The organism is Roseomonas sp. TS2 (assembly GCF_058833935.1).
Genome location: NZ_JCACVY010000047.1, coordinates 1 through 25,812 on the forward strand (window position 1 = coordinate 1; position 25,812 = coordinate 25,812).

Annotated in this window: 27 protein-coding genes; 19 read left to right on the forward strand and 8 right to left on the reverse strand. The window is 71.8% G+C overall.

Annotation, left to right across the window (positions count from 1 at the left end):
* The first annotated feature begins 136 nt into the window (after positions 1–136).
* From rpe to ACZJYS_RS10095, 10 genes are all read left to right on the forward strand, one after another.
* The gene (gene rpe / locus ACZJYS_RS10050) at positions 137–799 is read left to right on the forward strand and encodes a ribulose-phosphate 3-epimerase (RefSeq protein ID WP_493177622.1); all 663 of its coding nucleotides are present in this window, start codon (positions 137–139) and stop codon (positions 797–799) included.
* Entirely contained in the window at positions 799–2,442 is a 1,644-nt protein-coding gene (locus ACZJYS_RS10055; protein ID WP_181377994.1) for a heparinase II/III family protein, read from the forward strand. The genes rpe and ACZJYS_RS10055 overlap by 1 nt, the downstream gene beginning before the upstream one ends.
* A 66-nt stretch (positions 2,443–2,508) precedes the next feature.
* Complete coding sequence (locus ACZJYS_RS10060) at positions 2,509–3,630, forward strand: glycosyltransferase (RefSeq protein WP_493177624.1); 1,122 nt, start codon at positions 2,509–2,511, stop codon at positions 3,628–3,630.
* Between the two features lie 133 nt (positions 3,631–3,763).
* Positions 3,764–6,355 carry a penicillin-binding protein 1A gene (locus ACZJYS_RS10065; protein WP_493177626.1) on the forward strand — a complete coding sequence of 864 codons (2,592 nt, stop codon included), beginning with the start codon at positions 3,764–3,766 and terminating at the stop codon, positions 6,353–6,355.
* Positions 6,356–6,609: 254 nt separating this feature from the next.
* Complete coding sequence (locus ACZJYS_RS10070; protein WP_109515655.1) at positions 6,610–7,560, forward strand: calcium-binding protein; 951 nt, start codon at positions 6,610–6,612, stop codon at positions 7,558–7,560.
* Between the two features lie 212 nt (positions 7,561–7,772).
* Complete coding sequence (gene prfB, locus ACZJYS_RS10075) at positions 7,773–8,903, forward strand: peptide chain release factor 2 (protein WP_379651976.1); 1,131 nt, start codon at positions 7,773–7,775, stop codon at positions 8,901–8,903.
* Positions 8,904–9,031: 128 nt separating this feature from the next.
* Positions 9,032–9,613 carry a DUF1643 domain-containing protein gene (locus tag ACZJYS_RS10080; RefSeq protein ID WP_493177629.1) on the forward strand — a complete coding sequence of 194 codons (582 nt, stop codon included), beginning with the start codon at positions 9,032–9,034 and terminating at the stop codon, positions 9,611–9,613.
* Positions 9,614–9,673: 60 nt separating this feature from the next.
* Positions 9,674–11,347, forward strand: a complete 1,674-nt coding sequence (locus ACZJYS_RS10085; protein WP_379651974.1) for an ArnT family glycosyltransferase — start codon at positions 9,674–9,676, stop codon at positions 11,345–11,347.
* Positions 11,344–11,946, forward strand: a complete 603-nt coding sequence (locus ACZJYS_RS10090; RefSeq protein WP_109515651.1) for a DedA family protein — start codon at positions 11,344–11,346, stop codon at positions 11,944–11,946. Before ACZJYS_RS10085 ends, ACZJYS_RS10090 begins: the two co-directional genes overlap by 4 nt.
* 386 nt (positions 11,947–12,332) lie before the next feature.
* Complete coding sequence (locus ACZJYS_RS10095; RefSeq protein WP_109515650.1) at positions 12,333–12,689, forward strand: hypothetical protein; 357 nt, start codon at positions 12,333–12,335, stop codon at positions 12,687–12,689.
* 208 nt (positions 12,690–12,897) lie between these two features.
* Here ACZJYS_RS10095 and ACZJYS_RS10100 read toward each other — a convergent pair whose 3' ends face one another.
* From ACZJYS_RS10100 to ACZJYS_RS10110, 3 genes are all read right to left on the reverse strand, one after another.
* Positions 12,898–13,059: a DUF1328 domain-containing protein gene (locus tag ACZJYS_RS10100; RefSeq protein ID WP_099095466.1), complete on the reverse strand. Its 162-nt coding sequence runs from the start codon at positions 13,057–13,059 to the stop codon at positions 12,898–12,900.
* A 36-nt stretch (positions 13,060–13,095) separates the two neighbouring features.
* Positions 13,096–13,251 (reverse strand): hypothetical protein, encoded by a 156-nt coding sequence (locus ACZJYS_RS10105; protein WP_493177632.1) that lies wholly within the window; start codon positions 13,249–13,251, stop codon positions 13,096–13,098.
* A gap of 93 nt (positions 13,252–13,344) precedes the next feature.
* A complete protein-coding gene (locus ACZJYS_RS10110; protein ID WP_109515649.1) occupies positions 13,345–14,073 on the reverse strand; it encodes a response regulator in 729 nt (242 codons plus the stop codon).
* Positions 14,074–14,126: 53 nt separating this feature from the next.
* Here ACZJYS_RS10110 and ACZJYS_RS10115 point away from each other — a divergent pair, with 53 nt between their 5' ends.
* From ACZJYS_RS10115 to ACZJYS_RS10145, 7 genes are all read left to right on the forward strand, one after another.
* Positions 14,127–14,627 carry a sigma-70 family RNA polymerase sigma factor gene (locus tag ACZJYS_RS10115; protein ID WP_379632016.1) on the forward strand — a complete coding sequence of 167 codons (501 nt, stop codon included), beginning with the start codon at positions 14,127–14,129 and terminating at the stop codon, positions 14,625–14,627.
* A gap of 370 nt (positions 14,628–14,997) precedes the next feature.
* The gene (locus ACZJYS_RS10120; protein ID WP_245906144.1) at positions 14,998–15,534 is read left to right on the forward strand and encodes a sigma-70 family RNA polymerase sigma factor; all 537 of its coding nucleotides are present in this window, start codon (positions 14,998–15,000) and stop codon (positions 15,532–15,534) included.
* Positions 15,534–15,752 carry a NepR family anti-sigma factor gene (locus ACZJYS_RS10125; RefSeq protein ID WP_109515939.1) on the forward strand — a complete coding sequence of 73 codons (219 nt, stop codon included), beginning with the start codon at positions 15,534–15,536 and terminating at the stop codon, positions 15,750–15,752. Before ACZJYS_RS10120 ends, ACZJYS_RS10125 begins: the two co-directional genes overlap by 1 nt.
* Positions 15,753–15,814: 62 nt before the next feature.
* Positions 15,815–17,488: a sensor histidine kinase gene (locus ACZJYS_RS10130; RefSeq protein ID WP_493177635.1), complete on the forward strand. Its 1,674-nt coding sequence runs from the start codon at positions 15,815–15,817 to the stop codon at positions 17,486–17,488.
* A gap of 57 nt (positions 17,489–17,545) precedes the next feature.
* The gene (locus ACZJYS_RS10135) at positions 17,546–17,737 is read left to right on the forward strand and encodes a hypothetical protein (RefSeq protein ID WP_109515645.1); all 192 of its coding nucleotides are present in this window, start codon (positions 17,546–17,548) and stop codon (positions 17,735–17,737) included.
* Positions 17,738–17,785: 48 nt separating this feature from the next.
* Complete coding sequence (locus tag ACZJYS_RS10140; protein ID WP_379632023.1) at positions 17,786–18,055, forward strand: glycine zipper domain-containing protein; 270 nt, start codon at positions 17,786–17,788, stop codon at positions 18,053–18,055.
* A 5-nt stretch (positions 18,056–18,060) separates the two neighbouring features.
* Positions 18,061–18,474, forward strand: a complete 414-nt coding sequence (locus ACZJYS_RS10145) for a hypothetical protein (RefSeq protein ID WP_109515643.1) — start codon at positions 18,061–18,063, stop codon at positions 18,472–18,474.
* A gap of 21 nt (positions 18,475–18,495) precedes the next feature.
* Here the strand turns inward: ACZJYS_RS10145 and ACZJYS_RS10150 are convergent, their stop codons facing one another.
* The 3 genes from ACZJYS_RS10150 to ACZJYS_RS10160 form a co-directional block, all read right to left on the reverse strand.
* Positions 18,496–18,948: a MarR family winged helix-turn-helix transcriptional regulator gene (locus ACZJYS_RS10150; protein ID WP_493177639.1), complete on the reverse strand. Its 453-nt coding sequence runs from the start codon at positions 18,946–18,948 to the stop codon at positions 18,496–18,498.
* A gap of 149 nt (positions 18,949–19,097) precedes the next feature.
* Complete coding sequence (locus tag ACZJYS_RS10155) at positions 19,098–19,430, reverse strand: hypothetical protein (RefSeq protein ID WP_146201820.1); 333 nt, start codon at positions 19,428–19,430, stop codon at positions 19,098–19,100.
* The gene (locus ACZJYS_RS10160; protein WP_146201819.1) at positions 19,427–19,792 is read right to left on the reverse strand and encodes a hypothetical protein; all 366 of its coding nucleotides are present in this window, start codon (positions 19,790–19,792) and stop codon (positions 19,427–19,429) included. The genes ACZJYS_RS10155 and ACZJYS_RS10160 overlap by 4 nt, the downstream gene beginning before the upstream one ends.
* 322 nt (positions 19,793–20,114) lie before the next feature.
* Between ACZJYS_RS10160 and ACZJYS_RS10165 the strand changes: the two genes are divergently transcribed.
* Together ACZJYS_RS10165 and ACZJYS_RS10170 are read left to right on the forward strand one after the other, a co-directional pair.
* Positions 20,115–21,779 (forward strand): MFS transporter, encoded by a 1,665-nt coding sequence (locus ACZJYS_RS10165; RefSeq protein WP_493177642.1) that lies wholly within the window; start codon positions 20,115–20,117, stop codon positions 21,777–21,779.
* Between the two features lie 148 nt (positions 21,780–21,927).
* Positions 21,928–23,823, forward strand: a complete 1,896-nt coding sequence (locus tag ACZJYS_RS10170) for an AMP-binding protein (protein ID WP_493177644.1) — start codon at positions 21,928–21,930, stop codon at positions 23,821–23,823.
* Between the two features lie 48 nt (positions 23,824–23,871).
* Here the strand turns inward: ACZJYS_RS10170 and ACZJYS_RS10175 are convergent, their stop codons facing one another.
* Both ACZJYS_RS10175 and ACZJYS_RS10180 read right to left on the reverse strand, forming a co-directional pair.
* A complete protein-coding gene (locus tag ACZJYS_RS10175; RefSeq protein WP_109515639.1) occupies positions 23,872–24,294 on the reverse strand; it encodes a hypothetical protein in 423 nt (140 codons plus the stop codon).
* A partial coding sequence (locus ACZJYS_RS10180; protein ID WP_493177646.1) for an ABC transporter ATP-binding protein occupies positions 24,291–25,812 on the reverse strand: 1,522 nt, incomplete at its 5' end. The genes ACZJYS_RS10180 and ACZJYS_RS10175, both read right to left, overlap by 4 nt.

Below are 25,812 nucleotides of genomic sequence, written 5' to 3' on the forward strand. Positions count from 1 at the left end.
GGCCGCATGGGGGATTGGAAGACGCCGGGGGCCGGCTTCTTTATGCGGGCCCGCTGACGGGCTTTCTGTCATTTCCGCAACTTCACCGGCCGTGCGCGGCTTGTCCCGCTTCAGCCCTAAAGGCATAACTTCCCTCGTGACACGCCCTGTCAAAATCGCCCCGTCCCTGCTGGCCGCCGATTTCGCGCGGCTTGGCGAAGAAGTCGCCGCCATCGATGCCGCCGGGGCCGACTGGCTTCACCTGGACATCATGGACGGGCATTTCGTGCCCAACATCAGCTACGGCCCGGCCGTGGTGAAGGCGCTGCGCGGCCGTACCCGCATGCCCTTCGACGTGCACCTGATGATCTCCCCGGTCGATGCCTTCCTGCCCGCCTTCGCCGAGGCGGGGGCGGACCGCATCAGCCTGCATGCCGAGGCCGGCCCGCACCTGCACCGCTCGCTGCAGAGCATCCGGGCGCTCGGCAAGTCCCCTGGCGTGGTGCTGAACCCGGCCACCCCCGCCGCCGCCGTGGCGCCGGTGCTGGACATGGTGGAGCTGATCCTGGTGATGACGGTCAACCCGGGCTTCGGCGGGCAGAGCTTCCTCCACAGCCAGCTCCCCAAGATCGCCGAGCTGCGCCGCATGATCGAGGCCAGCGGCCGCGACATCGCGCTCGAGGTGGATGGCGGCGTGACGGCGGCGACGGCGCCGCTCTGCATCGGGGCCGGGGCCGACGTGCTGGTGGCCGGCACCGCCGTGTTCGGCACGCCGGACTACGCCGCCGCCATCGCCGGGCTGCGCGGGGGCGCCGGCTGATGTCGGATTGGCTGCGCGGCGCCCGCCGGATGGTGGCCGGGCTGAAGCCGGTGCGGGTGCCCGAGGCGCCGGCGCGTGCCTTCCGCGACCTCTGGCCCGGCGATGCCGGGCGCGGCCACCGCCTGCTGCGCGGCGAGTGCGAGGTGGCCGGCACCGTCCGCCCGCTGGTGACCGCCGAGGAAGGCGGCCAGGGCTGGGCCGAGGGCAGCGGCTCCGCGCCGTGGCGCGCCGCCGTGCACGGCTTCGCCTGGCTGCGCGACCTGCGCGCCCTCGGCACCGACGGCGCCCGGCTGCGGGCGCGCGACCTGACCACCGACTGGCTGTCCCGGGGCGGCACCGAATCCATCGCCGCCGTGCCGGAGGTGGCGGGCGCGCGGCTCTCCGCCTGGCTCGGCCACTGGGACTTCCTGGCCGCCACGGCCGAGGATTCCTTCCGCCGCGCGCTGATGGTGCGGCTGGCGCAGGATGCGCGCGGGCTGGTGGCCACCCTGCCGGCCGAGGGGCGGCACCGCGGCAGCCTCGCCGCGCTGAAGGGCGCGCTGGCCGCCGCCGTGGCGCTGGGGGAGGAAGCCTGGGTCGCCCGCTGCCTGCGCGTGCTGCCCGGCGAGATCGACCGCCAGATCCTGCCCGACGGCGCGCATGTGGAGCGCAGCCCGGGCCAGCTGCTGCTGGCGGTGCAGGACCTGATCGAGATCCGCAACCTGCTGCACGGCTCCAGCCTGGAGGCGCCGCCGCACCTGGCCCTGGCGCTGGACCGCGCCGCGCCGGCGCTGCGGCTGTTCCGCCATGGCGATGGCGGCCTCGCCCTGTTCAACGGCACGCGCGACGATGGCGCGGCGCTGGTCGACCTGGTGCTGACCCAGGGGCAGGCGCGCGGCCGCGCGCCGCTGATCCTGGCCGAGGCCGGCTTCCAGCGTCTCCAGGCGGGGCGCACCCTGATCATCGCCGATTGCGGGCCGCCGCCCGAGGGCCGCGCCGCGCCCGGCCCGGCCGGCCTGCCGCGGCAGGCGGACCGCTTCCACCACGCCGGCACCCTGGCCTTCGAGATGTCGGTGGGGCGCGACCGCCTGATCGTCAATTGCGGCGCCGTGCCGGCCGCCGAGGGGCCGTGGCGCGACGCGCTGCGCGCCACCGCCGCGCATTCCACCCTGGTGCTGGCCGACACCAACAGCAGCGAGCTGCGCGAGGAGGGCCTCGGCCGCCGCCCGGAGGCGGTGGAGGCCGAGCGCCAGGAAGCCAATGGCGCGCAATGGCTGGATGCCAGCCACGATGGCTACCGCCGGGGCTTCGGCGCGCTGCACCGCCGCCGCCTCTACCTCTCCGAATCCGGCGACGATCTGCGCGGCGAGGATTCGGTGGAGGGCGAGAACCCGCCTGCCTACGCGGTGCGCTTCCACCTGCACCCCGGCGTCGTCGCCAGCCCGCAGCTGGAGGACAACGCCGTGCTGCTGCGGCTGCCCTCGGGGGCGTCCTGGCGCCTGCGCGCCAGCCGCGCCAGGCTCTCGGTGGAGGACAGCGTGTTCATGGCCGGCGAGCCGCGCCGCACCAGCCAGGTGGTGCTCTCGGCCGAGGCCGGCACGCCTTCGGTGCAGTGGGCGCTGAGCCGGGTCAACCAGTCCGGCCCCGCCGCCACCGACGACTGACGGCACCGGCAAACCGACAGGAAGAAGGGGGCCGGGGGAATCCATTCCCCCGGCCTTTTCCGAAGCATGAAGATCGCCGAGGTCAGCAACGTCGATTTCGCGATGCGCCACTTCGTGCTGCCGGTGATGCGCGGCGCGCGCGAGCGCGGGCACGAGGTGGTGGGGATCTGCGCCGAGGGGCCGCTGCTCTCCGTCCCGCGTGCCGAGGGGTTCCGCATCATCCCGGTGCCGATGGCGCGCAGCCTGAACCCGCTGGCCCAGGCGCGCGCCCTGGCGGCGCTGCTGCGCGTCTTCCGCGCGGAGAAGTTCGACCTCGTGCACGCCCACATGCCGATCTCCGGCCTGCTGGCGCGGGCGGCGGCGCGGGCGGCCGGCGTGCCGCGCGTGGCCTATACGGGGCACGGCTTCCTGTTCAACCAGCCGGGGCCCGCCTGGCGGCGCGGCCTCTCGCTCGGGCTGGAGTGGCTGGGCGGCCGCGCCACGGACGTGTTCCTGACGGTGAGCGAGGAGGAGGCGGCGGATGCGCGGCGCCTCGGCATCGCGCGCAACGCGGTGGGCATCGGCAACGGGCGGGACCCGGCGCGCTTCCACCCCGACGCCGCCGCGCGCGCCGCGCTGCGCTCCGAGCTGGGCGCGGGGCCCGCGGATTGCGTGGTGGTCATCGTCTCGCGGCTGGTGCGCCACAAGGGGCATGTGGAATTGCTGCGGGCGATGGAATCCGTCCCCGGCGCCACCCTCTGGGTGGTGGGCGAGCGCCTGCCCACCGACCACGGGCCGGACATGGCGGAGGATTTCGCCCGCGCCCGCCGCGAACTGGGGCCGCGCCTGAAGCTGCTCGGCTACCGCGAGGACGTGGCGCGCCTGCTGGCGGCGGCGGATGTGTTCTGCCTGCCCAGCCATTTCGAGGGGCTGCCCATGTCGGTGATCGAGGCGATGCTCACCGGCCTGCCGGTGGTGGCCACCGACATACGCGGCCCGCGCGAGCAGGTGGTGGAGGGCGAGACCGGCTTCCTGGTGCCGCCCGGGCCGGGGCCAGGGGCCGTGGCGCCGCTGGCCGCCGCGCTGCGCCGCCTGGCCGCCGACCCGGCGCTGCGCGCCCGCCAGGGCGCCGCCGGCCGCGCCCGCGCCCTGGCGCGGTTCGACGAGGCGAAGGTGATCGGCCGCACGCTGGACCTGCTCGGCCTGTGAGGGCGGGGCGCGCGCCCTTGTGCGTTGCACAGTGTGTCTCACCCTGGTGTGAAGGGGCGGCTCCCCCCATCTGCCGGGGATAACCACTCCGCGCTTCGCGCCCCGCTGCCCGAGGGTGTAAGGGGAGCCCGCCATGGCACCGAACCAACTCCGCGCCGACCGCCCGCTGGTGGGCGACCGCGCCGCTCCCCCCGTCCCGCCCGACGCCGCCCCGCCCGGCGAGCCGCCGCGGCCGCCGCGCGGCAAGCGCCGCAAGAAGGGGGGCGGCGGTGGCCGCCGCGGCATCGGGCGCTTCCTGTTCGGCGTGGCGAAGCTCGGGCTGGTGCTGGGGCTGGCGGGCGTGGCGGTGGGCGGCATCGCCGGCTACGGCTTCTACCGCCAGGCGGCGGCCGACCTGCCGGAGCATGAATGGCTGGCCGACTACCAGCCGCCGCAGATGAGCCGCATCTACGCGGCCGATTCGAAGCTGATGGCGGAGCTGGCGCTGGAGCGCCGCGTCTTCGTGCCGATCGGCGCCATCCCGCCAAGGCTGCAGGCCGCCTTCGTCGCCGCCGAGGACCAGAATTTCTGGTCGCATCACGGCGTCGACCCGCTGGCCATCGCCCGCGCGGTGGTGATGAACGTGGAGGGCATGGCCACGGGGCGGCGCGCCGTGGGCGCCTCCACCATCACCCAGCAGGTCGCCAAGAACATGCTGGTGGGCAATGACCGCACCATCCTGCGCAAGGTGCGCGAGGCGATCCTGGCCTTCCGGCTGGAAGCGGCGATGCCCAAGGACCGCATCCTCGAGATCTACCTGAACGAGATCTTCCTCGGGCAGCAGGCCTATGGCGTGGCCTCCGCCGCCATGAACTACTTCAACAAGGGGCTGGACGAGCTGACGCCGGGCGAGATGGCCTTCCTCGCCGCGCTGCCCAAGGCGCCCAACAACTACAACCCCAACCGCTTCCCCGAGGCGGCCAAGGCCCGGCGCGACTGGGTGCTGGACCGCATGGTGGAGGAGGGCGCCCTCACCGCCGCCGAGGCCGAGACCGCCAAGCAGGAGCCCATCGTGGCGCGCGGCCGCGCCCGGCCCGACCTCGTCGCCACCGGCCCCTACTTCACCGAGGAGGTGCGGCGCGAGCTGGTGGCCCGCTTCGGCCAGGACCAGACCACCATGGGCGGGCTGGTGGTGCGCACCTCCATGGAGCCCGAGCTGCAGGCCGCCACCGAGCAGGCGCTGCGCGAGGGGCTCACCAACTACGACCGCCGCCGCGGCGGCTGGCGCGGGCCGGTGGCGCAGATCTCCGCCGCCCCCACGGAGTGGATGCCGGCGCTGGAGGCGGTGCAGCGCCCGGGCGGCATGCAGCCGGGCTGGCAGCTCGCCGTGGTGCTCGGCGTCGAGGCGCGCGAGGCGCGGCTCTCCTGGCTGGAGCGCCCCGATGGCCGTGCCCAGGCGCAGCCGCGCCAGGGCACCCTGCCGCTCGACGACGTCTCCTGGGCCCGCCCCGTGCGCGACGGCCGCCTCGGCCCCGCGCCGCGCCGGATGCAGGACGTGCTGAGCCCCGGCGACGTGGTGATGGTGGAATATGTCCCCGGGCGCGAGGCGCAGGGCCGCACCCCGGCGCGCGCCGCCCGGCTCTCGCTGCGGCAGATCCCGCAGGTGGAGGGGGCGGTGGTGGCGCTCGACCCCGCCACGGGCCGCGTGCTGGCCATGGCCGGCGGCTATGCCTTCGAGAAATCCTGGTTCAACCGCGCGACGCAGGCGCTGCGCCAGCCCGGCTCCTCCTTCAAGCCCTTCGTCTACCTGCCGGCGCTGGAGATGGGCATTCCGCCCAACCAGCGCCTGCTCGACGGGCCGATCGAGATCATGACGCCGCAGGGGCTGTGGAAGCCCGGCAACTACAGTGGCCAGCCGCGCGGCTGGGTGACGATGCGCACCGCCCTGCAGCAATCGCTGAACCTCGTCACCATCCGCCTGGCGCAGGAGGTGGGGATCGACCGCGTGGCCGAGACGGCGGCGCGCTTCCACGTCATCCCCAACATGCCGCGCGTGCTCTCCATGGCGCTCGGCGCCGGCGAGACGACGGTGATGCGCATGGCCGCCGGCTACGCCTCCTTCGTCAATGGCGGCAAGGAGGTGGCGCCGACGCTGATCGACAGCGTGCAGGACCGCTTCGGCAAGGTGGTGTGGCGCGCCGACACGCGCCGCTGCGAGGGCTGCGACGCCGGCCCCGGCAGCGCGCCGCCCCGGCTGGTGGACGAGCGCCGGCAGATCACCGACCCGATCGCCGCCTACCAGATGGTCTCGCTGCTGCAGGGCGTGGTGCAGTATGGCACCGGCAGCCGCGCCGGCGCCGGGCTGGGCCGCCCCGTGGCCGGCAAGACCGGCACCACCAACGACTACATGGACAACTGGTTCGTGGGCTTCACGCCGGACATCGTGGTGGCGGTGTGGATGGGCTTCGACGAGCCGCGCAGCCTGGGCACCGGCGAGACCGGCGGCAGCAACGCCGCGCCGATCTTCCATGACGTGGTGGCCTCGGCGCTGAAGGACAGCCCGCCCGTGCCGTTCCGCGCGCCGCCGGGCGTGGCGCTGGTGCGCGTGCAGCTCGACAACGGCCAGACCATCCTGGAGCCGTTCCGCCCCGGCACCGAGAACGCCGCCCGCCCGCCGAGCGACGACACGGTGATCTCCTCCGACACGCCGGCCGGCGTCGATAACAGCCTGGGCGGGCTCTACTGAGCCGGCCTGCCGGTGTGGCGCCTGCCGTTATTGCGCCTGCCGGTGTGGCGCCCTGTGCCGCGAGCCGCCTTCCCGCGACCGGGAAGGCGGCTTTTTTCATGGGGCGGGGCCGCATGCCGCAGAAGCGAACAGAAATCGGAGATGCGGATACTTCACCAAGACTTGAGAAGAGAATCTGAGATTTTCCGGTACGCGCTCTCATTAATAAGGCAAACTGAAGCGTCACATAAAACTCTCACATCGAGAACGCCGCAATGGTCCGTCCCTATATTGCTCCTGTCACCAAGATCGTCGGTGGGCCTGGAAATGACCGCATCTCCGGCAGCACGCTGAACGACGACATCTATGGCGGTGAAGGCGACGACTGGATCCTGGGCGGGGGGGGCGCCGACTATATCGATGGCGGGCCGGGCTACGATGTCGCGGCCTATGCCGGCGCCTCGGGCCGTTACGCCGTGCAGGTCGTCGGCGGCGTCGTCACCGTGCAGGACAACAGCAACGGCGCCATCAGCTGGATGGTTAATGTCGAGCGCATCGACTTCGACAACGCCCAGGTGGATCTGAGCGGCGTTCCGGCCTTCAGCCCGCAGCGCTACGTCGCCTCCAACCCCGACCTGATCCCGGTGTTCGGCTTCGACTCGGCGGCGGCGGCCTGGCACTACGTGGAGTTCGGCAATGCCGAGGGCCGGAGCTTCGTCAGCTTCAACAGCCTCGACTACATCGCCAGCTACAGCGACCTGATCGCCGCCTTCGGCGCCAATGGCCAGCTGGGCCTCACGCACTACATCCAGAACGGCTTCGCCGAAGGCCGCAGCGCCGCCGCCTTCAACGGCCTGCAGTACATCGCCAGCTACGACGACCTGATCGCCGCCTTCGGCCCGGACCGCGCGGCCGGATCGACGCACTACATCCAGTTCGGCGCCGGCGAGGGGCGCGGGCCGGGCGACTTCAACGGCCTGCAGTACATCGCCTCCTATGGCGACCTGATCCAGGCCCTGGGCGCGGACTACGATGCCGGCGTCGCGCATTTCATCAGCCATGGCTATGCCGAGGGCCGCGAGCGCGACACCTTCGACGCCGTGACCTACCTCAGCAACTATGCCGACCTGCAGGCCGCCTTCGGTACCGACTACGATGCCGCCACGGCCCATTTCGTGCGCTTCGGCTATGCCGAGGGTCGCGTCGACGAGCCGCTGATCGGCTGAGGGCCGGCCGCCGCACCGCGACCACTGGACAGGGTGGGCGGTGGGATAGTATCCCCGCCCACCCCGCAGCCTTTTCCGCCCGGCCTTCCCGCCGGGCCTGACGCCCCTCGCCGGGGTGGCCGTGCTGGCCCGCGGGTTTGTCCGCACGGACCCGTCCGCATGGGGCGTCCGCGCGGGTGGTGCCGGACCCTGTGCGAGCGAAGGAAGACACGATGCGCGCCGATGCCGAGGCCCTGCGCGGCCAGATCGAGGATTCCATCGCCCTTCTGCGCCGTCACCTGGACTGGGACGTGGCGCTGCGCCGGTTGGACGAGGTGAACGCCCGCGCCGAGGACCCCACCCTGTGGGACAAGCCCGACGAGGCCCAGGCCGTGATGCGCGAGCGCAACCGCCTGGCGGACCAGATCGAGGGCGTGCAGAAGCTGCAGCAGAACGTGACCGACGCGCTGGAGCTGGTCGAGCTGGCCGAGGCGGAGGGCGACGCCGCCACCGCCGACGCCGCCGTGGCCGACCTCAAGGCCTTCGCCGCCGAGGCCAAGCGCCGCGAGATCGAGAGCCTGCTCTCCGGCGAGGCCGACATGCGCGACTGCTTCGTCGAGGTGAATGCCGGCGCCGGCGGCACCGAGGCGCAGGACTGGGCGCAGATGCTGCTGCGCATGTACACGCGCTGGGCCGAGAAGCGCGGCCTGAAGGTGCAGCTGACCGAGGAAAGCGAGGGCGAGCAGGCCGGCATCAAGTCCGCCACCATCCAGGTGAGCGGCCCCAACGCCTATGGCTGGCTCAAGACCGAGAGTGGCGTGCACCGGCTGGTGCGTATCTCTCCCTTCGACGCCGCCGCGCGCCGCCAGACGAGCTTCGCCAGCGTCTATGTCTTCCCGGTGATCGACGACAAGATCGAGATCGAGATCAACCCGGCGGACCTTAAGACCGACACCTTCCGCGCCTCCGGCGCCGGCGGCCAGCACGTCAACAAGACCGAATCCGGCGTGCGCTTCACCCATATTCCCACCGGCATCGTCGCCGCCTCTACCCAGGACCGCAGCCAGCACCGCAACCGCGTCATCGCCATGGATATGCTGAAGGCGCGCCTCTACGAGCTGGAGCTGCGCAAGCGCGAGGAGATCACGGCGGGGATCGAGGCCGGCAAGACCGATATCGGCTGGGGCCACCAGATTCGCTCCTACGTGCTGGCGCCCTACCAGCTGGTGAAGGACCTCCGCACCAATGTCGAGAAGGGCAACCCCGACGCGGTGCTGGATGGCGAGCTGGACGACTTCATGGCCGCCGCCCTGGCCTCCCGCGTCGGCGCCACCCGCTCCGAAGCCAGCGCGAACGCGCGGTAAGAGCCTTCTTTTTCTGAAGAAAAGAAGCAAAAAGACTTTTCCAGTCTGGCGTCACGCCTCCCGGCAGGCGTGCCGCCAACGGACAAAGGTTTTTTTGGTTCTTTTTTCCAGAAAAGAACATTTCCTGCATGGATGACCTCTTCCCCGCCTCCCTCCGCCCGCAGGACCGGCACGACCCGGGCGGCAAGGTGCGCCTGGCGGTCAGCGGCGACGTGGTCAGCCGGGCCAGCTTCTCCGAGGATGGCCGCTACCGCACCGTGCTGGAGCGGCGCTGGGACGGGCAGCCCTTCGGCAGCCCCGGCTTCGTCGCCTGGATCATGATGAACCCCTCCACCGCCGACGAGCAGGTGGACGACCCCACGGTGCGCCGCTGCCGCGACTTCACCCGCCGCTGGGGCCATGGCGCCATGGTGGTGCTGAACATCTTCGCGCTGCGCGCCACGAAGCCGGCCATGCTGCTGGAGGCCGAGGATGCCGTCGGCCCCGGCAATGACGCGGCCATCCGCGAATGGGCGGCACGGGCGGAGCGGGTGGTCGTCGCCTGGGGCCTGCCGCCCAAGCCCCTGCGCGCGCGCGGCACTGCCGTGGCGGCGCTGCTGCGCGAGGCGGGCGTGCGGCCCTGCGCCCTGAAGGTGACGCAGTCCGGCGAGCCCGGCCACCCTCTCTACATCGCCGGCGACACCATCCCGGTTCCCTGGCCGGCCGGCTGAGCCGCCCCCGCCGCTTTGCCGCTACCAACGCCCGGCAAAAGGCTCTAAGCCCCGGGCGCCATGCCGCTTTCCCTGCGTGATCTCCTCGACCGCCTGCCGGAAGCGCGCTGGCCGCGCCTCTGGCTGAGCCTCCTCTGCCTGGCGCTCTGGCTGCCGGGCCTCGCCTCCCTCCCCCCGGGCGACCGCGACGAGAGCCGCTTCGCCCAGGCCAGCCGCCAGATGGTGGACAGCGGCGACTATGTCCGCATCCGCTTCGGCGAGGAGGAGCGCAACAAGAAGCCCGTCGGCATCCACTGGGCGCAGGCCGCCTCGGTGCAGGCGGTGGAGGCGCTGAGCCTCGGCCATCGCGGCGAGATCTGGCCCTACCGCCTGCCCTCGCTGCTGGGGGCGCTGCTGGCGGTGCTGGCCACCCACCATTGGGGGCGGGCGCTGGTCGGGCGGCGGGCCGCCTTCCTTGGCGCCGCGCTGCTGGCCTCCTGCACCGTGCTGGTGGTGGAGACCCACATCGCCAAGACCGACGCCGCGCTGCTGGCCACCGTGGCGGCGGCGATGGGCCTGCTCGGCCGCGCCTATCTCGCGCCCGGCGCCTTCACGGCGCGGCAGGCGGCGGCGTTCTGGGCGGTGCTCGGCATCTCCATCCTGCTGAAGGGCCCGATCGGGCCGATGGTGGCGCTGCTGGCGGGCCTGACGCTGGTGGTGGCGGACCGCGCCGGCGGCTGGCTGCGCGCGCTGCGCCCGCTCTGGGGCGTGCCGCTGATGCTGGGCATGGCGGTGCCCTGGCTGGTGGCCATCGGCATCGCCACCGAGGGGCGCTTCTTCGCCGAGGCGGTGGGGGGCGACATGCTCTCCAAGGTCGGCTCGGGCGAGGAGGCGCATTGGGGGCCGCCGGGCTACTACGCCGCCACCTTCGCGCTCGCCGCCTTCCCCGCCGCCTTCCTGGTGCTGCGCGCGCTGCCCACGGCCTGGCGGGACCGGATGAACCCCGGCACGCGCTTCCTGCTGGCCTGGGCGGCGCCCACCTGGCTGCTGTTCGAGGCGGTGGCCACCAAGCTGCCGCACTACACCCTGCCGGCCTTCCCGGCGCTGATGCTGCTGGCCGCCGCCTGGGCGATGGACCCGCTGCGCCGCCCGGCGCCGCGCTGGCTCGCCATGCTGGGCCTCGGCCTGCTCTGGCTGGTGGCGCTGGCGCTGGGCGTGGCGGCGGCCGTGCTGCCCTGGCTGGCCGACCGCCGGGTGGACCCCGTGGCGCTGCTGGTGCTGCCCGCCACGCTGCTGCTGGCCTGGGGTGTCACGCGCCTGCTGCGGGGCGGCACGCCGGCCCGCGCGGCGCTGCTCGGCGCCTTCCTGGCGGTGCCGGTCTATGGGCTGGTGCTGGGCGGCGTGCTGCCGCGGCTGGAGGCGCCCTGGGTCGGCCCGCGTTTGGCCGCCGCGCTGGCGCAGGCCGCACCTACCGGGGATGTGCAGGGCGAATTCGGCATCACCGGCTATCATGAGCCGTCGATGGTCTTCGCCACCGGGACGGGGACGGCGCTGCTGCGCGATGGCGTGGCGGCGGCCGCCTTCCTGGGCGCGGAGCCGGGCCGCACCGCCGCCGTGGGCGAGCGCGAGCTGGCCGGGTTCCGCGCCGCGGCCGGGCAGGCGGGACTGAACCTTCGGGAGATCGGATCGGTGGACGGTTACAACTACACGCGCGGCCGGCGGCTGACGCTGCACCTGTTCCAGGCGGCGCCATGATCGAGTGGGTGACCCAGACGGTCGGCAGCGCCGGCCCGGCCGGCGTGTTCTTCCTGATGTTCCTGGAGAACCTGTTCCCGCCCATCCCCTCGGAGCTGATCATGCCGCTGGCCGGCTTCGCCGCCGCCGAGGGGCACATGTCGCTGCTGGTGGCCATCCTGGCCGGCACCGCCGGCTCCGTCATCGGCAATGGCGTGTGGTACGAGGTGGCGCGCGCCATCGGCAGCCGCCGCATCCGCCCGCTGGTGGCGCGCTATGGCCGCTGGTTCGGCGTCTCGGCCGAGGACATGGACAAGGCGGAGGATACGCTGCGCCGGCACGGGCCCGTGGCGCTGTTCTTCGGCCGCATGCTGCCGGCCATCCGCACGCTGATCTCGATCCCGGCGGGGCTCGCCGGCATCACCCGCCCGGTCTTCTATCTCTGGACGCTGATCGGCGGGCTGCTCTGGGTGACGGTGCTGGCCGGTGCCGGCTACCTGCTGCGCGACCAGTACCGCAAGGTGGAGGCGGCGATCGAGCCGTTCAGCTACGTGGTGGTGGCCGCGGTCATCGGCCTCTACCTGTGGCACCTCTGGCGCACCCGCCGCGCGGCGCGCTGAGCGCCCGCCCGTTCCGCCATGCGAAAGGGGGCCTCACGGCCCCCTTTTTTACGCCTCGCTCCGGAGGCCTGCGTTCAGAGAACGCCGAAGATCAGCAGCAGGATGATGATGGGGATGGGGATGCCCAGCAGCCACAGCAAAATCGAGCGCATCGTCTTCTCCTTCGGAGGTGGGCCCGGAAAACCGGGCCGCATCGGGCAGGCATGTCGATAGCGATGGAACGCGAGGCTGCGGGGCGGGTTGCGGAATCTCCACGGAGCGAGTCTCCGCACCTTTTTTGCGACAGGGTGCTGGAACCCAGGGCGTGGCGGGACGTTCACCGGGGGATCGCCACAGGGTCCAGGCGCCGCAAGGCCGCAGACCCGCAACCTTCGGAGTTACCGGCCATGCGCCAGCGCGAGATCATCCCCGCCATCATCATCTCCGCCGCCCTGCTTGGCCTTGCGGCCTGCAGCTCGTCGCCCACCGGTACCGCTCCGGAGCGCGCGGTGGACCGCGCCGCCGGCACCAACATCTCGGGCGCCTATCCCTCCCAGTCGGACGGCACGGCGGTCAACCCGCCCGGCACCGCCGCCACGCGCGCCTATGACCGTGCCGCGGACACCAACACCTCGGGCGCCTATCCCCGGCAGTCGGACGGCACGGCGGTCAACCCGCCCGGCACCGCCGCCACGCGCACCTATGACCGCGCCACGGATTCCAACACCTCGGGCGCCTATCCGCAGAACGGCCCGCGCCGCTGAATTCGCCTCCCCGCCGGCGCACCGCGCGCCGGCATGAGGGAAGAGGCCGGGGTGGAGGATATCCGCCCCGGCCTTTTTCATGCCCCGCTTCCGGAAGCCCCGGGTGGCGCGGCGCAGAGAAAGCCCCGCCGGGCCTGAGGCCGGGCGGGGCTTTTCCGGAACGGCCCGTGCACGGCCGTGACCGTGCCGGGTGAGGGTGCGCGGGCGGTCAGACCCAGCCGCGCCCGGCCACCAGGGAGACGAGGAACAGGACCAGGAAGATGACGAACAGGATCTTGGCGATGCCGCTGGCCGCCGAGGCCACGCCGGTGAAGCCCAGCACGCCCGCGACGAGGGCGATGACGAGGAAGATGAGGGTCCAGTAGAGCATGAAGGGTGGTCCTTGGGATCGAGGGAGGGAAGGGCGTCAGCCCGGAGGAACCGGGCCGGCCTGCAAGGGCCGGGCGCCGAGGGGAAAGCCATGGCCCTGGCGCTGGTTGCTGCGGCCGGCCGGGTTGCCCGTGGCTGGCCTGTCCCGCCACCCGGCCTGGGGCCGGTGGCTGTCCTCGCGATCCCGCGTCATGCCTGCGTTTCCTTCGGCCTGTTCCACCGGTCTGCTCCACGACAGCAGGCCCCGTGGTGGTGCCGAAGCAACGCGGCGTTTCACCGTGCGGTTTCAGTCCAGTGGCACGGTGGAGGACACGGCCTGGTAAGTGGCGATGGCGAGCGCCAGCGGCTCGAAGGGCTTGCTGATGACGAAGGCCGGCTCGACCTGCTCGGCGGTCAGCAGCCGCTCCGGATAGGCGGTGACGAAGATCACCGGCACCTTCAGCTCCCGCTGGATGCGGTTGACGGCGGTGATGCCGTCGCCGCCCACGCCCAGGTTCACATCGGCCAGGATCAGGCCGGGCCGCTTCTGCTGGGCCAGGCGCACCGCCTGCGCCTCGCTGGCGGCCACGCCCACCACGCGGTGGCCGCAGGCCTCCACGAGCTGGCGCACATCCATGGCGATGATCGGCTCGTCCTCGATGACGAGGATCTCGGTGGCGGCGGCGCGGCGCAGGGCGCCGCGGGCCTCGGCCAGCTCCGTCTCGGCGACATCGAGGGGCACGCCCACCACCATGGCGGCGTCCGCCACCGAAAGCTCCTCCAGCGCCGTCAGCAGCAGCAGCTGCCGGTGGCGCGGCGAGAGGCTGGCGCCGCCCCCCGGTGCGGGCGGCGGCGGCGGCGCCATGCGGGTGACGCCGGCATACAGGGCCAGCCTGGCCGGCAGCGGCGGCAGGCCGCCGCGCAGAGCCGAGGCGACGAGCCCGTCGCCAGCCGCCTGGCTGCCGGTCAGCGCCCGGGCATAACGTCGGGCGGGAGGCAAACTCCGGAGAAGCTCGGCTTGGGTTACGGCGTTCATGTCGTGGCCCTCGTATCGGTCCTATGGTGCAGGAAGACGGCGCTTGGATGAGAATGGCAAATCAAACTGACCCGATCCGTCACCGGCTTCCGGGGCTGCTGCCCGAGCTGCGGGCCTTCGCGCGCTTCCTGGCGCGGGATGCGGCGCTGGCGGATGACCTGGTGCAGGAGTCGATCTTGCGCGGATTGCGGGCCGAATCCCAGTGGGACCCGGAAACCAGCCTGCGGGCCTGGATGTTTCATATCTTGCGCAACGTCTTCCTGGAGCAGATGCGCCGGCGCGGCACCGAGCGGCGTGCGCTGGAGCGGATGCCGGAGCCCGACCAGCCGCCGCCGGAACAGGAGGCGCGCAACGACATGGCGGATCTGGCGCTCGCCCTGCAGGGCCTGCCCCTGCCGCAGCGGGAGGCGCTGATCCTGGTGGGCGCGCATGGCCTCTCCCATGAGGAGGCCGCGGCGGTGTGCGGGGTTCCGGTGGGCACCGTCAAGGCACGCGTGGCTCGCGCCCGGGCGGCCCTGGCGCGCGGCGTCGGGCCAGAGCCGGTGGGGGCATAGCCGGTGGGGGAATAGACGGAGCCGCCCGGCGCATCAGGCCGCAAGGCCGCGCGCGCGGGGGGAGGTCTCGGCGTGGGGTGGAGGGCAAGGGGTCCGGGCATCGATGGCTGCGGCGTGAAGGACCTGGGCGCGAGTCCGGTTGCATTCACAAATTGCATGGCTGATATGCAACAATGTTGATCCTGCCATGCAACCCCGAAGCAGGCCGCTGCATTGGTGGGTCATGCAAGGCGAGCAAAGCACCATGACGACCGTGACCACCAACGAAGCCGGCCACGCCGCTGCTCCTGTCGGGGAGGCCGTCCAGGGTTCCAGCTTCCACGACCAGCTTGTGGCGATCCTGCCCCGCCTGCGGGTCCAGGCCGTCTCGATGACGCGCAACCGCGCCGACGCCGATGATCTGGTGCAGGCCGCCGTCAGCAACGCGCTGGCCGCGCAGCACAGCTTCACGCCCGGCACCAATTTCGGCGCCTGGATGTTCCGCATCCTGCGCAACCGCTTCCTCTCCGACATCCGCCGCCGCCGCGACACCTGCGACATGGACAACGCGCCGGCCGAGGCGCTGGCCCGCCCCGCGGCGCAGGAGGACAGCATGGCGCTGCGCGAGCTGCGCCGCCGCCTCGCCGACCTGCCGGCCGACCACCGCACCGCGCTGATGCTGGTGACGGTGCAGGGCATGTCCTACGAGGAAGCCGCCGCGGTGATGAAGTGCGCGGTCGGCACCGCCAAGTGCCGCGTCTTCCGGGCCCGTCGCCAGCTCGAAGCCTGGCTGATGGGCGACCCGCAGCCCGCCAAGCGCAGCGCCCAGGCGCAGGCACAGGCCAAGTCTGGCGAAGTTCGCCGGCGCGGTGGTAATACCCGGAGCGGAAGCGCAGCCGAAACGCGGGCGCTGCATCCGGGAATGTGATGGACGATCGAGCAGAGAAGCGCATGTTGGCGGAGCCGGCCACCAAGCCAAACCGCTCGGCTGCGGGGCGCGCCCGGAAGGGCGCTCCCGACGCCGCCTTCGATCTGTGGCTTCAGCGGGGTCTGCATGCAATGTATGACGACGTCGCCAAGGAGCCCATTCCCGAGGAGCTGTTGCGACTGATCGAACAGGACCGGGCGCAAGGCCCCAAGAAATGAGGCTTCCGGCGCCCCCGGAAGGGTGGGCGCTGAATAGACTTCTCCGCGGCGTACGGGGCCGCATGCTGCTGCTGCTGATGGTTGCCAGCGTGCCGGTGGTCGGGATCGCCGGCGCGAATGCCATTCTCAGCTATGAAAGCGAACTGGCGACGGGACGCCGGACCGCCACCATCCTGGGCGACGTAGCTGCCGCGCGCCATGGCTCCACGGTCGAGAGCCTCCGCCAGACCCTGATGCGCCTGTCCGAGGACAGGCATGTGCGGACCGCCTCGCGTGAGGAATGCGGCAATTTCCTGCGTTCCCTGCTGGCGCTCCACGACACGCGGTATTCCAATTTCTGGGTGCTGGACGCCACGGGCCAGCCGCTTTGCACCGCCCTTCCCTATTCCGGCCCGGAAAACTTCAGCAGCCGCACCTATTTCCGCGAGGCCGTGGAGCGCCGGGCCTTCGCGCTCGGCAATTTCGTGCGTGGCCCTGTCAGCCGCCGCCCGGTGATCGTCGGCGCGGTGCCGTTGATGGTCGATGGCGAGGTGCGCGGCGTGGTGGCCGCCGGCCTGCTGCTCGACTATTTCGTGCACAGCGAGGAAAGCAGCCATGAGCGCGCCGCCCGGCGCCTCTGGCTGATCGACCGCGATGGCGCCGCCCTGCCGCTCACCCAGGCCGCGGCCGCCGAGCTGCCCTCCCGCGAGGTGCTGAAGGATATCACCAGCGAGCCGGATGGCAGCGTGACGCTGGAGACCCGGGCCGTCAGCGGGGCCGAGTTCGCCTATGCCAGCGCCCGGCTGGAGACCGACCTGCACCTGCTGGTGGGCCTGCCGATCGGCGAGATCCGCCGTGCCGCCCATGCGGTGCTGCTGCGCCGCGCCGTGGAGCTGGCCGCCTTCCTGTTCGGCTGCCTGGTGGTGATCGTGCTGGGCGCCGACATCGCCATTGCCCGGCCCCTGCGCGCCCTGGCGGAGCGGGTGCGGCGCTGGCGGCCCGGCGCGCCCTTCGGCGGCAAGGCGCTGCGTGGCGAGCCGGACGAGGTGCGCGCCCTGGAGCAGGCCTTCACCGACGCGGCTGCCGCCATCAGCGCCCGCGAGGAGGAGCTGCGCGCCGCGCTGCGCCAGCGCGACCTGCTGATGGCTGAGATCCACCACCGGGTGAAGAACAACCTGCAGATCGTCGCCTCGCTGCTGAACCTGCAGGCCAACCGGCTGCGCGATCCGCGCGCCAAGGCCGAGTTCGCCACGGCGCGGGACAGGGTGCAGGCGCTCGCCACGCTGCACCGCCACCTCTACACCAACCAGACCTTCGAGGTGATCGCGCTGCGCCCCTTCCTGGAGGAGCTCGGCCAGCAGCTCTTCGCCGCGCTGGGGGAGCGGCCGGGGCAGCGCATCAAGCTGGTGGTCGAGGCCGACGAGCTGGAGATCGTCACCGACCAGGCGGTGTCGCTGGCGCTGCTGATCACCGAGACGGTGACCAACGCCATCAAGCACGGCTTCCCCGACGCCCGCAGCGGCACCATCACCATCTCCGTCCATGCGGAGGGGGAGGAGGTCACGCTGAAGGTGCAGGATGACGGGCTCGGCATGCGGCTGGACGATGAGGAGGCGGGGCAGGGCATCGGCCTGACGCTGATCCGCGGCTTCGCGCAGCATCTCGGGGGCGAGATCGAGATCCGGGGCGCCGGCGGCACCGAGCTGGTGCTACGCTTCGCCCTGCGCCGGCGGGAAGCGGAGACGGAGGCGGGCTGAGCCGCGCAACCCGCCCGGAGGCAAGGCGTTGACGGAGCAATCACGCAAGGAGTTCCGATGATGCGCAAGATCCTGGCCGCCACCCTTCCGGCCCTCGTCCTCGTGCTGCCGCTGATGGCGTGCAGCGAAGGCCCCGGCGAGAGCGCCGGCCGCAGCCTGGACCGCGCCGGCGAGAACATCCGCGACACCATCGACCCGCCGAAGGGGCCCGGCGAGCGCCTGGGCCGCAGCGTCGACCGCGCCTTCTGAGGCCCGGCGCCGCGCCAGAAAGACCCTCAAGCTCTCAGGAGAGATGCCATGCGCCGCTATTCCGCTTCCTTCGACACCGGCTCCGTGGAGGAGCGCATCGCCGACCTGCGCCGCAAGGTGGACGAGCTGATGCATGAGCAGGTCAATCCGGCCCTGTCCCGCGTCGGCAGCCGCGCCTCCAGCCTGGCGCATCAGGTGAGCGACACCACCCGCCGCGAGGCGGACCACGCGATCGACCTGGTGCGCGAGCGGCCGCTGGTCACCATCGCGGTGGCGGTGGGCGTGGGCCTCCTCATCGCCCGCCTCCTGCGGCGCTGATCTCCATGCGCGCGTTCCGCCTCGTCAGCGTCTCCCTGGAAGCGGAGCGCGTGCTGCTGGGCCTCCAGGCCAAGCGATTCGCCGTGAAGGCGGTGCTGGGCCTGGTGGCGGCGGTGTTCCTCATCGCCGCCTTCGCCATGTTGCATGTGCTGGCCTGGCTGGCGCTGGAACCGCAGCTTTCGCCGCTGGCGCGTGCCGGCGTGATCCTGGCCGGCGATCTGGTGATCGCGGGCATCCTGCTGGCCCTCGCGCTGCGCGACAATCCGAGCCGGCAGGAGATCGAGGCCCGGATGTTGCGGGACAACGCCTTCAGCCAGGCACGAGCCAGCTTCGGCCTGCTGCCGATGCTGGGCGGCATGGCGCGCTCGCCCCTGCTGGGCATGATCATTGGCATGATGAGCCGCCGCAAGCGCGGCTGAAGGCCAGGGCGGGCGCCCGCCCTACCCCAGCAGGCGCCGCAGGAGCCGGATGAGCATGCGCCGCTCCTCCGGCGCCAGTGGCGCCAGGAGCTGCTCGTTGGCGCGCCGGCCCTGCGCCACCGCTTCCGCCAGCACCGTCTCGCCGGCCGGCGCCAGCGAGAGGACCACGGTGCGGCGGTCCAGCGGATCGCGCGCCACATCCACCAGACCACGGTCGCGGAGCCGCGCGACAACGCCCTGTATGGTGGCCGGGTCGAGCGCCACGGCGCGGCCCAGCGCGTTCTGCGTGGCCCGGCCCAGCTCCCCGAGCTTCAGCAGGGTGGCGAATTGCGTGGAGGTCAGGCCGCCGATCGCGCCACGGTCCTGGAACAGCGAGGCATGGCGCTGATGCGCGCGGCGCAGCAAATGCCCCACGGATTCATCAAGGCTGTAGCCGGAGGAGGGCGCCGGGGGGCCGATATCCTGCTCGCGCACAGCATCCAGGAGCAGCGTGATGTTCCGATCCGTGATGGCTCCGACCTTCTCTGCTGCGACGGTCCCGCTACCATCCCGCCGCGATGCCGGCCCGTCAACCGAATCGATTGTGCAGTGCCGCGAAACGGCCGGACCGGGGGACCAGAAGCTCAGGGGCGCAGGGCGCGGTAGCCGAAGGTCAGCAGGGTGATGCCGCCCAGCGACAGGGCGGCCATGCCGGCACGGTCGGCATGCCACATGAGACGCTCGGCGAGGATGGCCGCCAGCTGGCGATGACCTTCACGGCTCCGCAGCCGCACCGCCTTCTCGCCGGCCAGGGTGGAAAGCTGCTGCCACAGGCGGGTGCCGCGCAGATCCCGGCGCGGCACAGACAGCGCCAGGCCCCACAGCACAAGCCAGAGCGCGGCGGTCAGCAGCGCCCCGCTTTGCAGGGCCAGCAGTGGCGCGTGCGCCAGCCCGGCCATGACAGCGACGATGCTCACCACAAGGCCGAGAAGGACCCGCCGTATCGCATGGTCAGCCAGAGTGCGGAGCGTATCCATCCATAGGCCCCCTTTTTGTCCATGCTGACGCCGGACACCTGAAGATTCCAGTCGGTTTTGCCGATACGGGTGGCATAGCCCGCATCCTGCCGACGTTTTCCGCTTTCCACGGGGCGCACCGCCAGGCCTGCTTCTGGGAAGCCGGCTGGCGGGTGGCGCGTGCCCGCCATCCACATATTGGGCGAACGAGACGGCACGCCAAGCGTTGCAGCGCTTCCGGTGGGGAAGGCAGGTGCGGGAAGCCGCCCGCGCCAGATGGAGCGGGTTTCATCACTGTCCCTTGCACGGAACATGGCAGCCATGAGCCGATTCCGCCTTCAGGCAAGTGTTTCAGTGGCTTGGCATGTGAGGCTGATCCGGGGCGCTGCGCGGCAACATAACATTTTGGTGAATATCTGGCGCCACTTCTTTCCGCGATTTCATCGTTCGGATGGCAAGGCCACAATCCGCACACCGTCACCCTGGGCAGACTCAGGCCGGGATGTCGGGCTTGAACCGCGAGCCGTGGCAGCGCGGACCATCAACAAAGAAAACCTGGGGCGCCACCCGGCGCATCCGGGGAGGGCAGGAATAGGTTCGAAGATGCGCTCTGCAGCACCCAGAACAGATGCGGCGAATCGGCCGATGTCGCGCGAGGAGAAGCGCGTCATCCTGGCCTCGTCGCTTGGCACCGTCTTCGAGTGGTACGATTTCTATCTGTACGGCTCGCTGGCGGTCATCATCGGCGCGAAGTTCTTCAGCCAGTTCCCCGAGGGAACGCGGAACATCTTCGCGCTGCTGGCCTTCGCCGCCGGCTTCCTGGTGCGCCCCTTCGGCGCCCTGGTGTTCGGCCGGCTGGGCGACCTGGTGGGCCGGAAATACACCTTCCTGGTCACCATCCTGATCATGGGTGCCTCGACCTTCATCGTCGGCATCCTGCCCACCTCGGACCAGATCGGCATCACCGCCGCCATCATCCTGATCGTGCTGCGCTGCCTCCAGGGCCTGGCGCTGGGCGGCGAGTATGGCGGCGCCGCCACCTATGTGGCCGAGCACGCGCCGCATGGCCGGCGCGGCTTCTACACCAGCTTCATCCAGCTCACCGCCACGGGCGGCCTGTTCCTGTCGCTGATGGTGATCCTGTTCACCCGCTCGGCGATCGGCGAGGAGGCCTTCCTCGACTGGGGCTGGCGCATCCCCTTCCTGGTCTCCATCCTGCTGCTCGGCATCTCCGTCTGGATCCGCATGCAGCTGCAGGAGAGCCCGGCCTTCAAGAAGATGAAGGAGGAGGGCACCGGCTCCAAGGCGCCGATCTCCGAGGCCTTCGGCCAGTGGAAGAACGCCCGCGTGGCGCTGTTCGCCCTGCTCGGCCTCGTCGCCGGCCAGGCGGTGGTCTGGTACACGGGCCAGTTCTACGCGCTGTTCTTCCTCGGCTCCGTGCTGAAGGTGGATGGCTACACCACCAACATGCTCATCGCCTGGTCGCTGCTGCTGGGCTCGGGCGGCTTCATCCTGTTCGGCTGGCTGTCGGACAAGGTCGGCCGCAAGCCGATCATCCTCGGCGGCTGCCTGATCGCGGCGCTCACCTACTTCCCGCTGTTCAAGCTGATCAGCGCCGAGGCCAACCCGGCGCTGCACGCCGCGCACCAGAACATCACCGTGGTGGTGCAGGCCGACCCGGCCGACTGCTCCTTCCAGTTCAACCCGACCGGCACCGCCCGCTTCACCAACAGCTGCGACATCGCCAAGGCGGCGCTGGCCCGGCTCTCGGTGAACTACACGGTGGAAGCCGCGCCCGCCGGCACCGCCGCCACCGTGCGGATCGGCGATACCGCCATTCCCTCCTCCACGCCCAACTTCCCGCAGGCGGTGAGCGCGGCCATCACCGCGGCAGGCTACCCGGCGGCGTCGAACCCGACCGTGGTGAAGATGAACCACCCGTTCGACTTCTTCCGCGAGCAGCCGGCGGTGCTGATCGCGGTGCTGACCCTGCTGGTGATCTACGTCACCATGGTCTACGGCCCGATCGCGGCGGCGCTGGTCGAGCTGTTCCCGACCCGCATCCGCTACACCTCCATGTCGCTGCCCTACCACATCGGCAATGGCTGGTTCGGCGGGCTGCTGCCGGCCACCTCCTTCGCCATGATCGCGCAGACCGGCGACGTCTATTACGGCCTCTGGTACCCGGTGGTGATCGCCCTCGCCACGGTGGTCATCGGCATCTTCTTCGTGCCCGAGACCAAGGACCGCGACATCTTCGCCGAGGAGGACGCCGAGGCGGAGGCCAACGCGGCCCGCGCACGGGTCTGACCCGCAGCCGCCGCGCCGCCGCCAGGGCGGCGCGGCACCCCCGGCCAGGGCGGCTCTGCCGCCCGGCCGCGTTTCCGGCCGCCATGCCGGCCCGGCGCCCCCCGCGCGGCGCCCATCTCCGACAAGAACAGAACCAGGGAGGCTTTCCATGCCGGATGGCTATGACGCCACCTACGCGCAATGGCGGCAGGACCCGGAGGGCTACTGGCTCCGCGCCGCCAGCGGCATCGACTGGTCCACCCCGCCCGGACGCGCCTTCGACCCCGCGCAGGGCGTCTATGGCCGCTGGTTCCCGGAGGCGCGGCTGAACATCTGCCACAACGCCATCGACCGCCACGTGGCCGCCGGGCGTGGCGGCCAGCCGGCGCTGATCTGGGACAGCCCGCTCTCCGGCACGCAATCCCGCCTCACCTATGCCGCGCTGCTCGACCGCACGGCGCGGCTGGCCGGCGCCATGGCCGCGCGCGGCGTCGGGGTGGGGGACCGGGTGGTGATCTACATGCCCATGGTGCCGGAGGCCGCCATCGCCATGCTGGCCTGCGCCCGGCTCGGCGCGGTGCATTCGGTGGTGTTCGGCGGCTTTGCGGCGGCGGAGCTGGCGGCGCGCATCACGGATGCCGAGCCGAAGCTGGTGCTCTCCGCCTCCTGCGGCATCGAGCCGGGGCGGGTGGTGAAGTACAAGCCGTTGCTGGACGCGGCGCTGGCCCTCTCGCCGCACCACCCCGCCGGCTGCCTGGTGCTGCAACGCGAGACCTGGCGCTGCGCGCTGCAGCCCGGCCGCGACGAGGACATGGCGGAGGCCATGGACGCCGCCGCGCCGCACCCCTGCGTCGATGTCGCGGCCACCGACCCGCTCTACATCCTCTACACCAGCGGCACGACGGGAAAGCCGAAAGGCATTCTCCGAGACTGCGGCGGCTATGCGGTGGCGCTGCACCACTCGATGTCCCTGCTCTACGGCCTGCGGGCGGGCGACGTCTCCTGGACGGCGAGCGACGTGGGCTGGGTGGTGGGGCATTCCTACATCGTCTACGGGCCGCTGCTGGCCGGCTGCACCAGCGTGATCTACGAGGGCAAGCCGGTGGGCACGCCGGATGCCGGGGCCTTCTGGCGCGTCTGCGCCGAGCACGGGGTGAAGGTGCTGTTCACCGCCCCCACCGCGCTGCGCGCCATCAAGAAGGAGGACCCGGAGGGGAAGCTGCTGGCCGGCTACGACCTCTCGAAGCTGGAGGCGCTGTTCCTGGCCGGCGAGCGCTGCGACCCGGACACGGCGCTGTGGGCCGAGCGGCTGCTGCGGCGCCCGGTGGTGGACCATTGGTGGCAGACCGAGACCGGCTGGTGCATCACCGGCAATTTCCGCGGCGCCGGGCTGTTCCCGATGCGCGCCGGCTCCGGCGGCAAGCCCGCCCCCGGCCATGTGGTGGAGGCGCTGGACGAGGCGGGCCGCCCCGTGGCGCCGGGGCAGACCGGCAGCCTCGCCATCCGCCTGCCGCTGCCCCCGGGCTGCGCCCCCACCCTCTACCGGGCCGATGCGCGCTTCCGCGAGGCGTATCTCGAAACCTTCCCCGGCCACTACAACACTGGCGATGCCGGCATGGTGGATGCGGAAGGCTATGTCTGGGTGATGTCCCGCACGGACGACATCATCAACGTCGCCGGCCACCGCCTCTCCACCGGCGCGATGGAGGAGGTGCTGGCCGCCCACCCCGACGTGGCGGAATGCGCCGTGGTGGGGGTGAAGGACAGCCTGAAGGGCCAGGCGCCGCTCGGCCTCGTGGTGCTGAAGGCGGGGGTGGACAAGCCCGAGGCCGTGCTGGTGAAGGAACTGGTGGCGCTGGTGCGGGAGCGGATCGGGCCGGTGGCGGCCTTCAAGGAAGCCCGCGTGGTCGCCCGCCTGCCCAAGACGCGCAGCGGCAAGATCTTGCGTGCCACGCTGCGCAAGCTGGCCGATGGCGAGGATTTCGCGGTGCCGCCGACGATCGACGACCCGGTGATCCTGGAGGAGATCGGTGCGGTACTCCAGGAGACCCGCCCCGTCGCCTGAACTGGCAGAAAGAAGATGGGGGTCCGGGGGAATTCCTTCCCCCGGCCTTTAACCTTTCAGCTCCGCCATGGCGCGGGTGAAGGCGCGCCAGTCATCCTTGCGGGTGGCGGCGCGGGCGCTGCCATCCTCCAGCTTGGCGTAGAGGGTGAGCACGCCCTTGGCCCAGAGCCCGTCGAACAGCCGTTCGTCGGAGAAGGCGAGAAGGGTGGTGCGCTCGAACACGGCGGCCTTGATGCGCGGCTGCACCTTCCACAGCCACCAGCCCATGCCCGCCGCCAGCACTGCCGCGCCGACATGGATGTTCACCGCCATGGTCACCAGCACGAAGGCGACGAGGATGCCGATGGGCCAGGTCAGCGTCTCCGAGGCGCGGTAGACCGGCGAGCCGGAGACGTTCATCTTGCGGACATGGACGCCGAGCTGGACCTTGTCCTGGCGGACCAGCTCTTGCAGCGTCTCGAACTCACTCATGGCGTGGCGGCTCTCTCCCCGGCCGCCGCCTCCAGGGGGAAGGCGGCGCGCATCAGGGCGCGGGTATACTCGGCCCTGGGCGCCTGCAACACCGCCGCCGCCTCGCCTTCCTCCACCACCTGCCCGCCTTTCAGCACCATGATGCGGTGGGCCATGGCGCGCACCACGCGCAGGTCGTGGCTGATGAACAGGTAGGCCAGCCGGTGCCTGGCCTGCAGCCCGCGCAGCAGCTCCACCACCTGCGCCTGCACCGAGACGTCGAGCGCGCTGGTCGGCTCGTCCAGCACCAGCAGGCGGGGTTGCAGCACCAGGGCGCGGGCGATGGCGATGCGCTGCCTCTGGCCGCCCGAGAATTCGTGCGGGTAGCGCTCGGCCGTGGCGGGGTCGAGCCCCACCTCCTCCAGCGCCTGGTTCACACGGGCGCGGCGCCCGGCGGCCTTCAGCCCCGGCTCGTGCACCGCCAGCCCCTCGCCGACGATCTCGGCCACGCTCATGCGCGGCGAGAGGGCGCCGAACGGGTCCTGGAACACCACCTGCATCCTCGCCCGCAGCGGCCGCAGCGCGGCGCGGGAAAGGCCCTGGATCGGGCTGCCCTCGAAGGTGACGCGGCCCTCGCTGCGCTCCAGCTGCAGCAGGGCGAGGCCGAGGGTGGTCTTGCCACTGCCGCTCTCCCCCACCAGCCCCAGCGTCTCGCCCTCGCGCAGCGCCAGCGACACGCCATCGACGGCGCGCACCGCCCCCACCGGCCGGCGCAGCAGGCCGCGGCGGATGGGGAAGTGCACCTTCATCGCCTCGGCGCGCAGGACCTCCGGCGCATCCGCCGGCACGGGGGCGGGGCGGCCGCGCGGCTCGGTGGCCAGCAGCATCTTGGTGTAGTCGTGCTTCGGGTCGTTCAGCACCTGGACCGCCGGGCCCTGCTCCACCACCCGGCCCTGCCGCATCACCACCACCGCGTCGGCGTGCTGGCGCACGATGGTCAGGTCGTGGGTGATCAGCAGCATCGACATGGCAAGGCGCTGCTTCAGCTCGGCTAGCAGCGCCAGGATCTGCGCCTGGATGGTGACGTCGAGCGCGGTGGTCGGCTCGTCGGCGATCAGCAGCCGGGGGTCGTTGGCGAGGGCGGCGGCGATCATCACGCGCTGGCGCTGCCCGCCCGAGAGCTGGTGCGGGTAGGCATCCAGCCGCTCCTGCGCATTCGGCAGGCCGGCGCGCTCCAGCAGTTCGATGACCCGCGCGCGCAGCGCGGCGCCGCGCAGCGGCTGATGCAGCCGCACCGCCTCGGCCACCTGGCGGCCGACGCTGTGCAGCGGGTTCAGGCTGGTCATCGGCTCCTGGAACACCATGCCGGCGACGCCGCCGCGCAGCCGCTGCAATTCGGCCGGCTTCGCCTCCAGCACGCGGGTGCCATCCAGCGTGACGCGCCCGGCGATGGAGGCGGAGGGCGGCAGCAGCCGCAGGCAGGCCAGGGCGCTGACGCTCTTGCCGCTGCCGCTCTCGCCCACCAGCGCCACGGTCTGG

Excerpts from the sequence above, each read along its gene's own strand:
- ACZJYS_RS10055 (WP_181377994.1), top strand. The coding sequence starts at position 799 with ATGTCGGATTGGCTGCGCGGCGCCCGCCGGATGGTGGCCGGGCTGAAG.
- ACZJYS_RS10060 (WP_493177624.1), top strand. The coding sequence starts at position 2,509 with ATGAAGATCGCCGAGGTCAGCAACGTCGATTTCGCGATGCGCCACTTC.
- ACZJYS_RS10065 (WP_493177626.1), top strand. The coding sequence starts at position 3,764 with ATGGCACCGAACCAACTCCGCGCCGACCGCCCGCTGGTGGGCGACCGC.
- ACZJYS_RS10070 (WP_109515655.1), top strand. The coding sequence starts at position 6,610 with ATGGTCCGTCCCTATATTGCTCCTGTCACCAAGATCGTCGGTGGGCCT.
- prfB (WP_379651976.1), top strand. The coding sequence starts at position 7,773 with ATGCGCGCCGATGCCGAGGCCCTGCGCGGCCAGATCGAGGATTCCATC.
- ACZJYS_RS10080 (WP_493177629.1), top strand. The coding sequence starts at position 9,032 with ATGGATGACCTCTTCCCCGCCTCCCTCCGCCCGCAGGACCGGCACGAC.
- ACZJYS_RS10085 (WP_379651974.1), top strand. The coding sequence starts at position 9,674 with ATGCCGCTTTCCCTGCGTGATCTCCTCGACCGCCTGCCGGAAGCGCGC.
- ACZJYS_RS10090 (WP_109515651.1), top strand. The coding sequence starts at position 11,344 with ATGATCGAGTGGGTGACCCAGACGGTCGGCAGCGCCGGCCCGGCCGGC.
- ACZJYS_RS10095 (WP_109515650.1), top strand. The coding sequence starts at position 12,333 with ATGCGCCAGCGCGAGATCATCCCCGCCATCATCATCTCCGCCGCCCTG.
- ACZJYS_RS10100 (WP_099095466.1), bottom strand. The coding sequence starts at position 13,059 with ATGCTCTACTGGACCCTCATCTTCCTCGTCATCGCCCTCGTCGCGGGC.
- ACZJYS_RS10105 (WP_493177632.1), bottom strand. The coding sequence starts at position 13,251 with ATGACGCGGGATCGCGAGGACAGCCACCGGCCCCAGGCCGGGTGGCGG.
- ACZJYS_RS10110 (WP_109515649.1), bottom strand. The coding sequence starts at position 14,073 with ATGAACGCCGTAACCCAAGCCGAGCTTCTCCGGAGTTTGCCTCCCGCC.
- ACZJYS_RS10115 (WP_379632016.1), top strand. The coding sequence starts at position 14,127 with ATGGCAAATCAAACTGACCCGATCCGTCACCGGCTTCCGGGGCTGCTG.
- ACZJYS_RS10120 (WP_245906144.1), top strand. The coding sequence starts at position 14,998 with ATGACGCGCAACCGCGCCGACGCCGATGATCTGGTGCAGGCCGCCGTC.
- ACZJYS_RS10125 (WP_109515939.1), top strand. The coding sequence starts at position 15,534 with ATGGACGATCGAGCAGAGAAGCGCATGTTGGCGGAGCCGGCCACCAAG.
- ACZJYS_RS10130 (WP_493177635.1), top strand. The coding sequence starts at position 15,815 with ATGCTGCTGCTGCTGATGGTTGCCAGCGTGCCGGTGGTCGGGATCGCC.
- ACZJYS_RS10135 (WP_109515645.1), top strand. The coding sequence starts at position 17,546 with ATGATGCGCAAGATCCTGGCCGCCACCCTTCCGGCCCTCGTCCTCGTG.
- ACZJYS_RS10140 (WP_379632023.1), top strand. The coding sequence starts at position 17,786 with ATGCGCCGCTATTCCGCTTCCTTCGACACCGGCTCCGTGGAGGAGCGC.
- ACZJYS_RS10145 (WP_109515643.1), top strand. The coding sequence starts at position 18,061 with ATGCGCGCGTTCCGCCTCGTCAGCGTCTCCCTGGAAGCGGAGCGCGTG.
- ACZJYS_RS10160 (WP_146201819.1), bottom strand. The coding sequence starts at position 19,792 with ATGGCTGCCATGTTCCGTGCAAGGGACAGTGATGAAACCCGCTCCATC.
- ACZJYS_RS10165 (WP_493177642.1), top strand. The coding sequence starts at position 20,115 with ATGTCGCGCGAGGAGAAGCGCGTCATCCTGGCCTCGTCGCTTGGCACC.
- ACZJYS_RS10170 (WP_493177644.1), top strand. The coding sequence starts at position 21,928 with ATGCCGGATGGCTATGACGCCACCTACGCGCAATGGCGGCAGGACCCG.
- ACZJYS_RS10175 (WP_109515639.1), bottom strand. The coding sequence starts at position 24,294 with ATGAGTGAGTTCGAGACGCTGCAAGAGCTGGTCCGCCAGGACAAGGTC.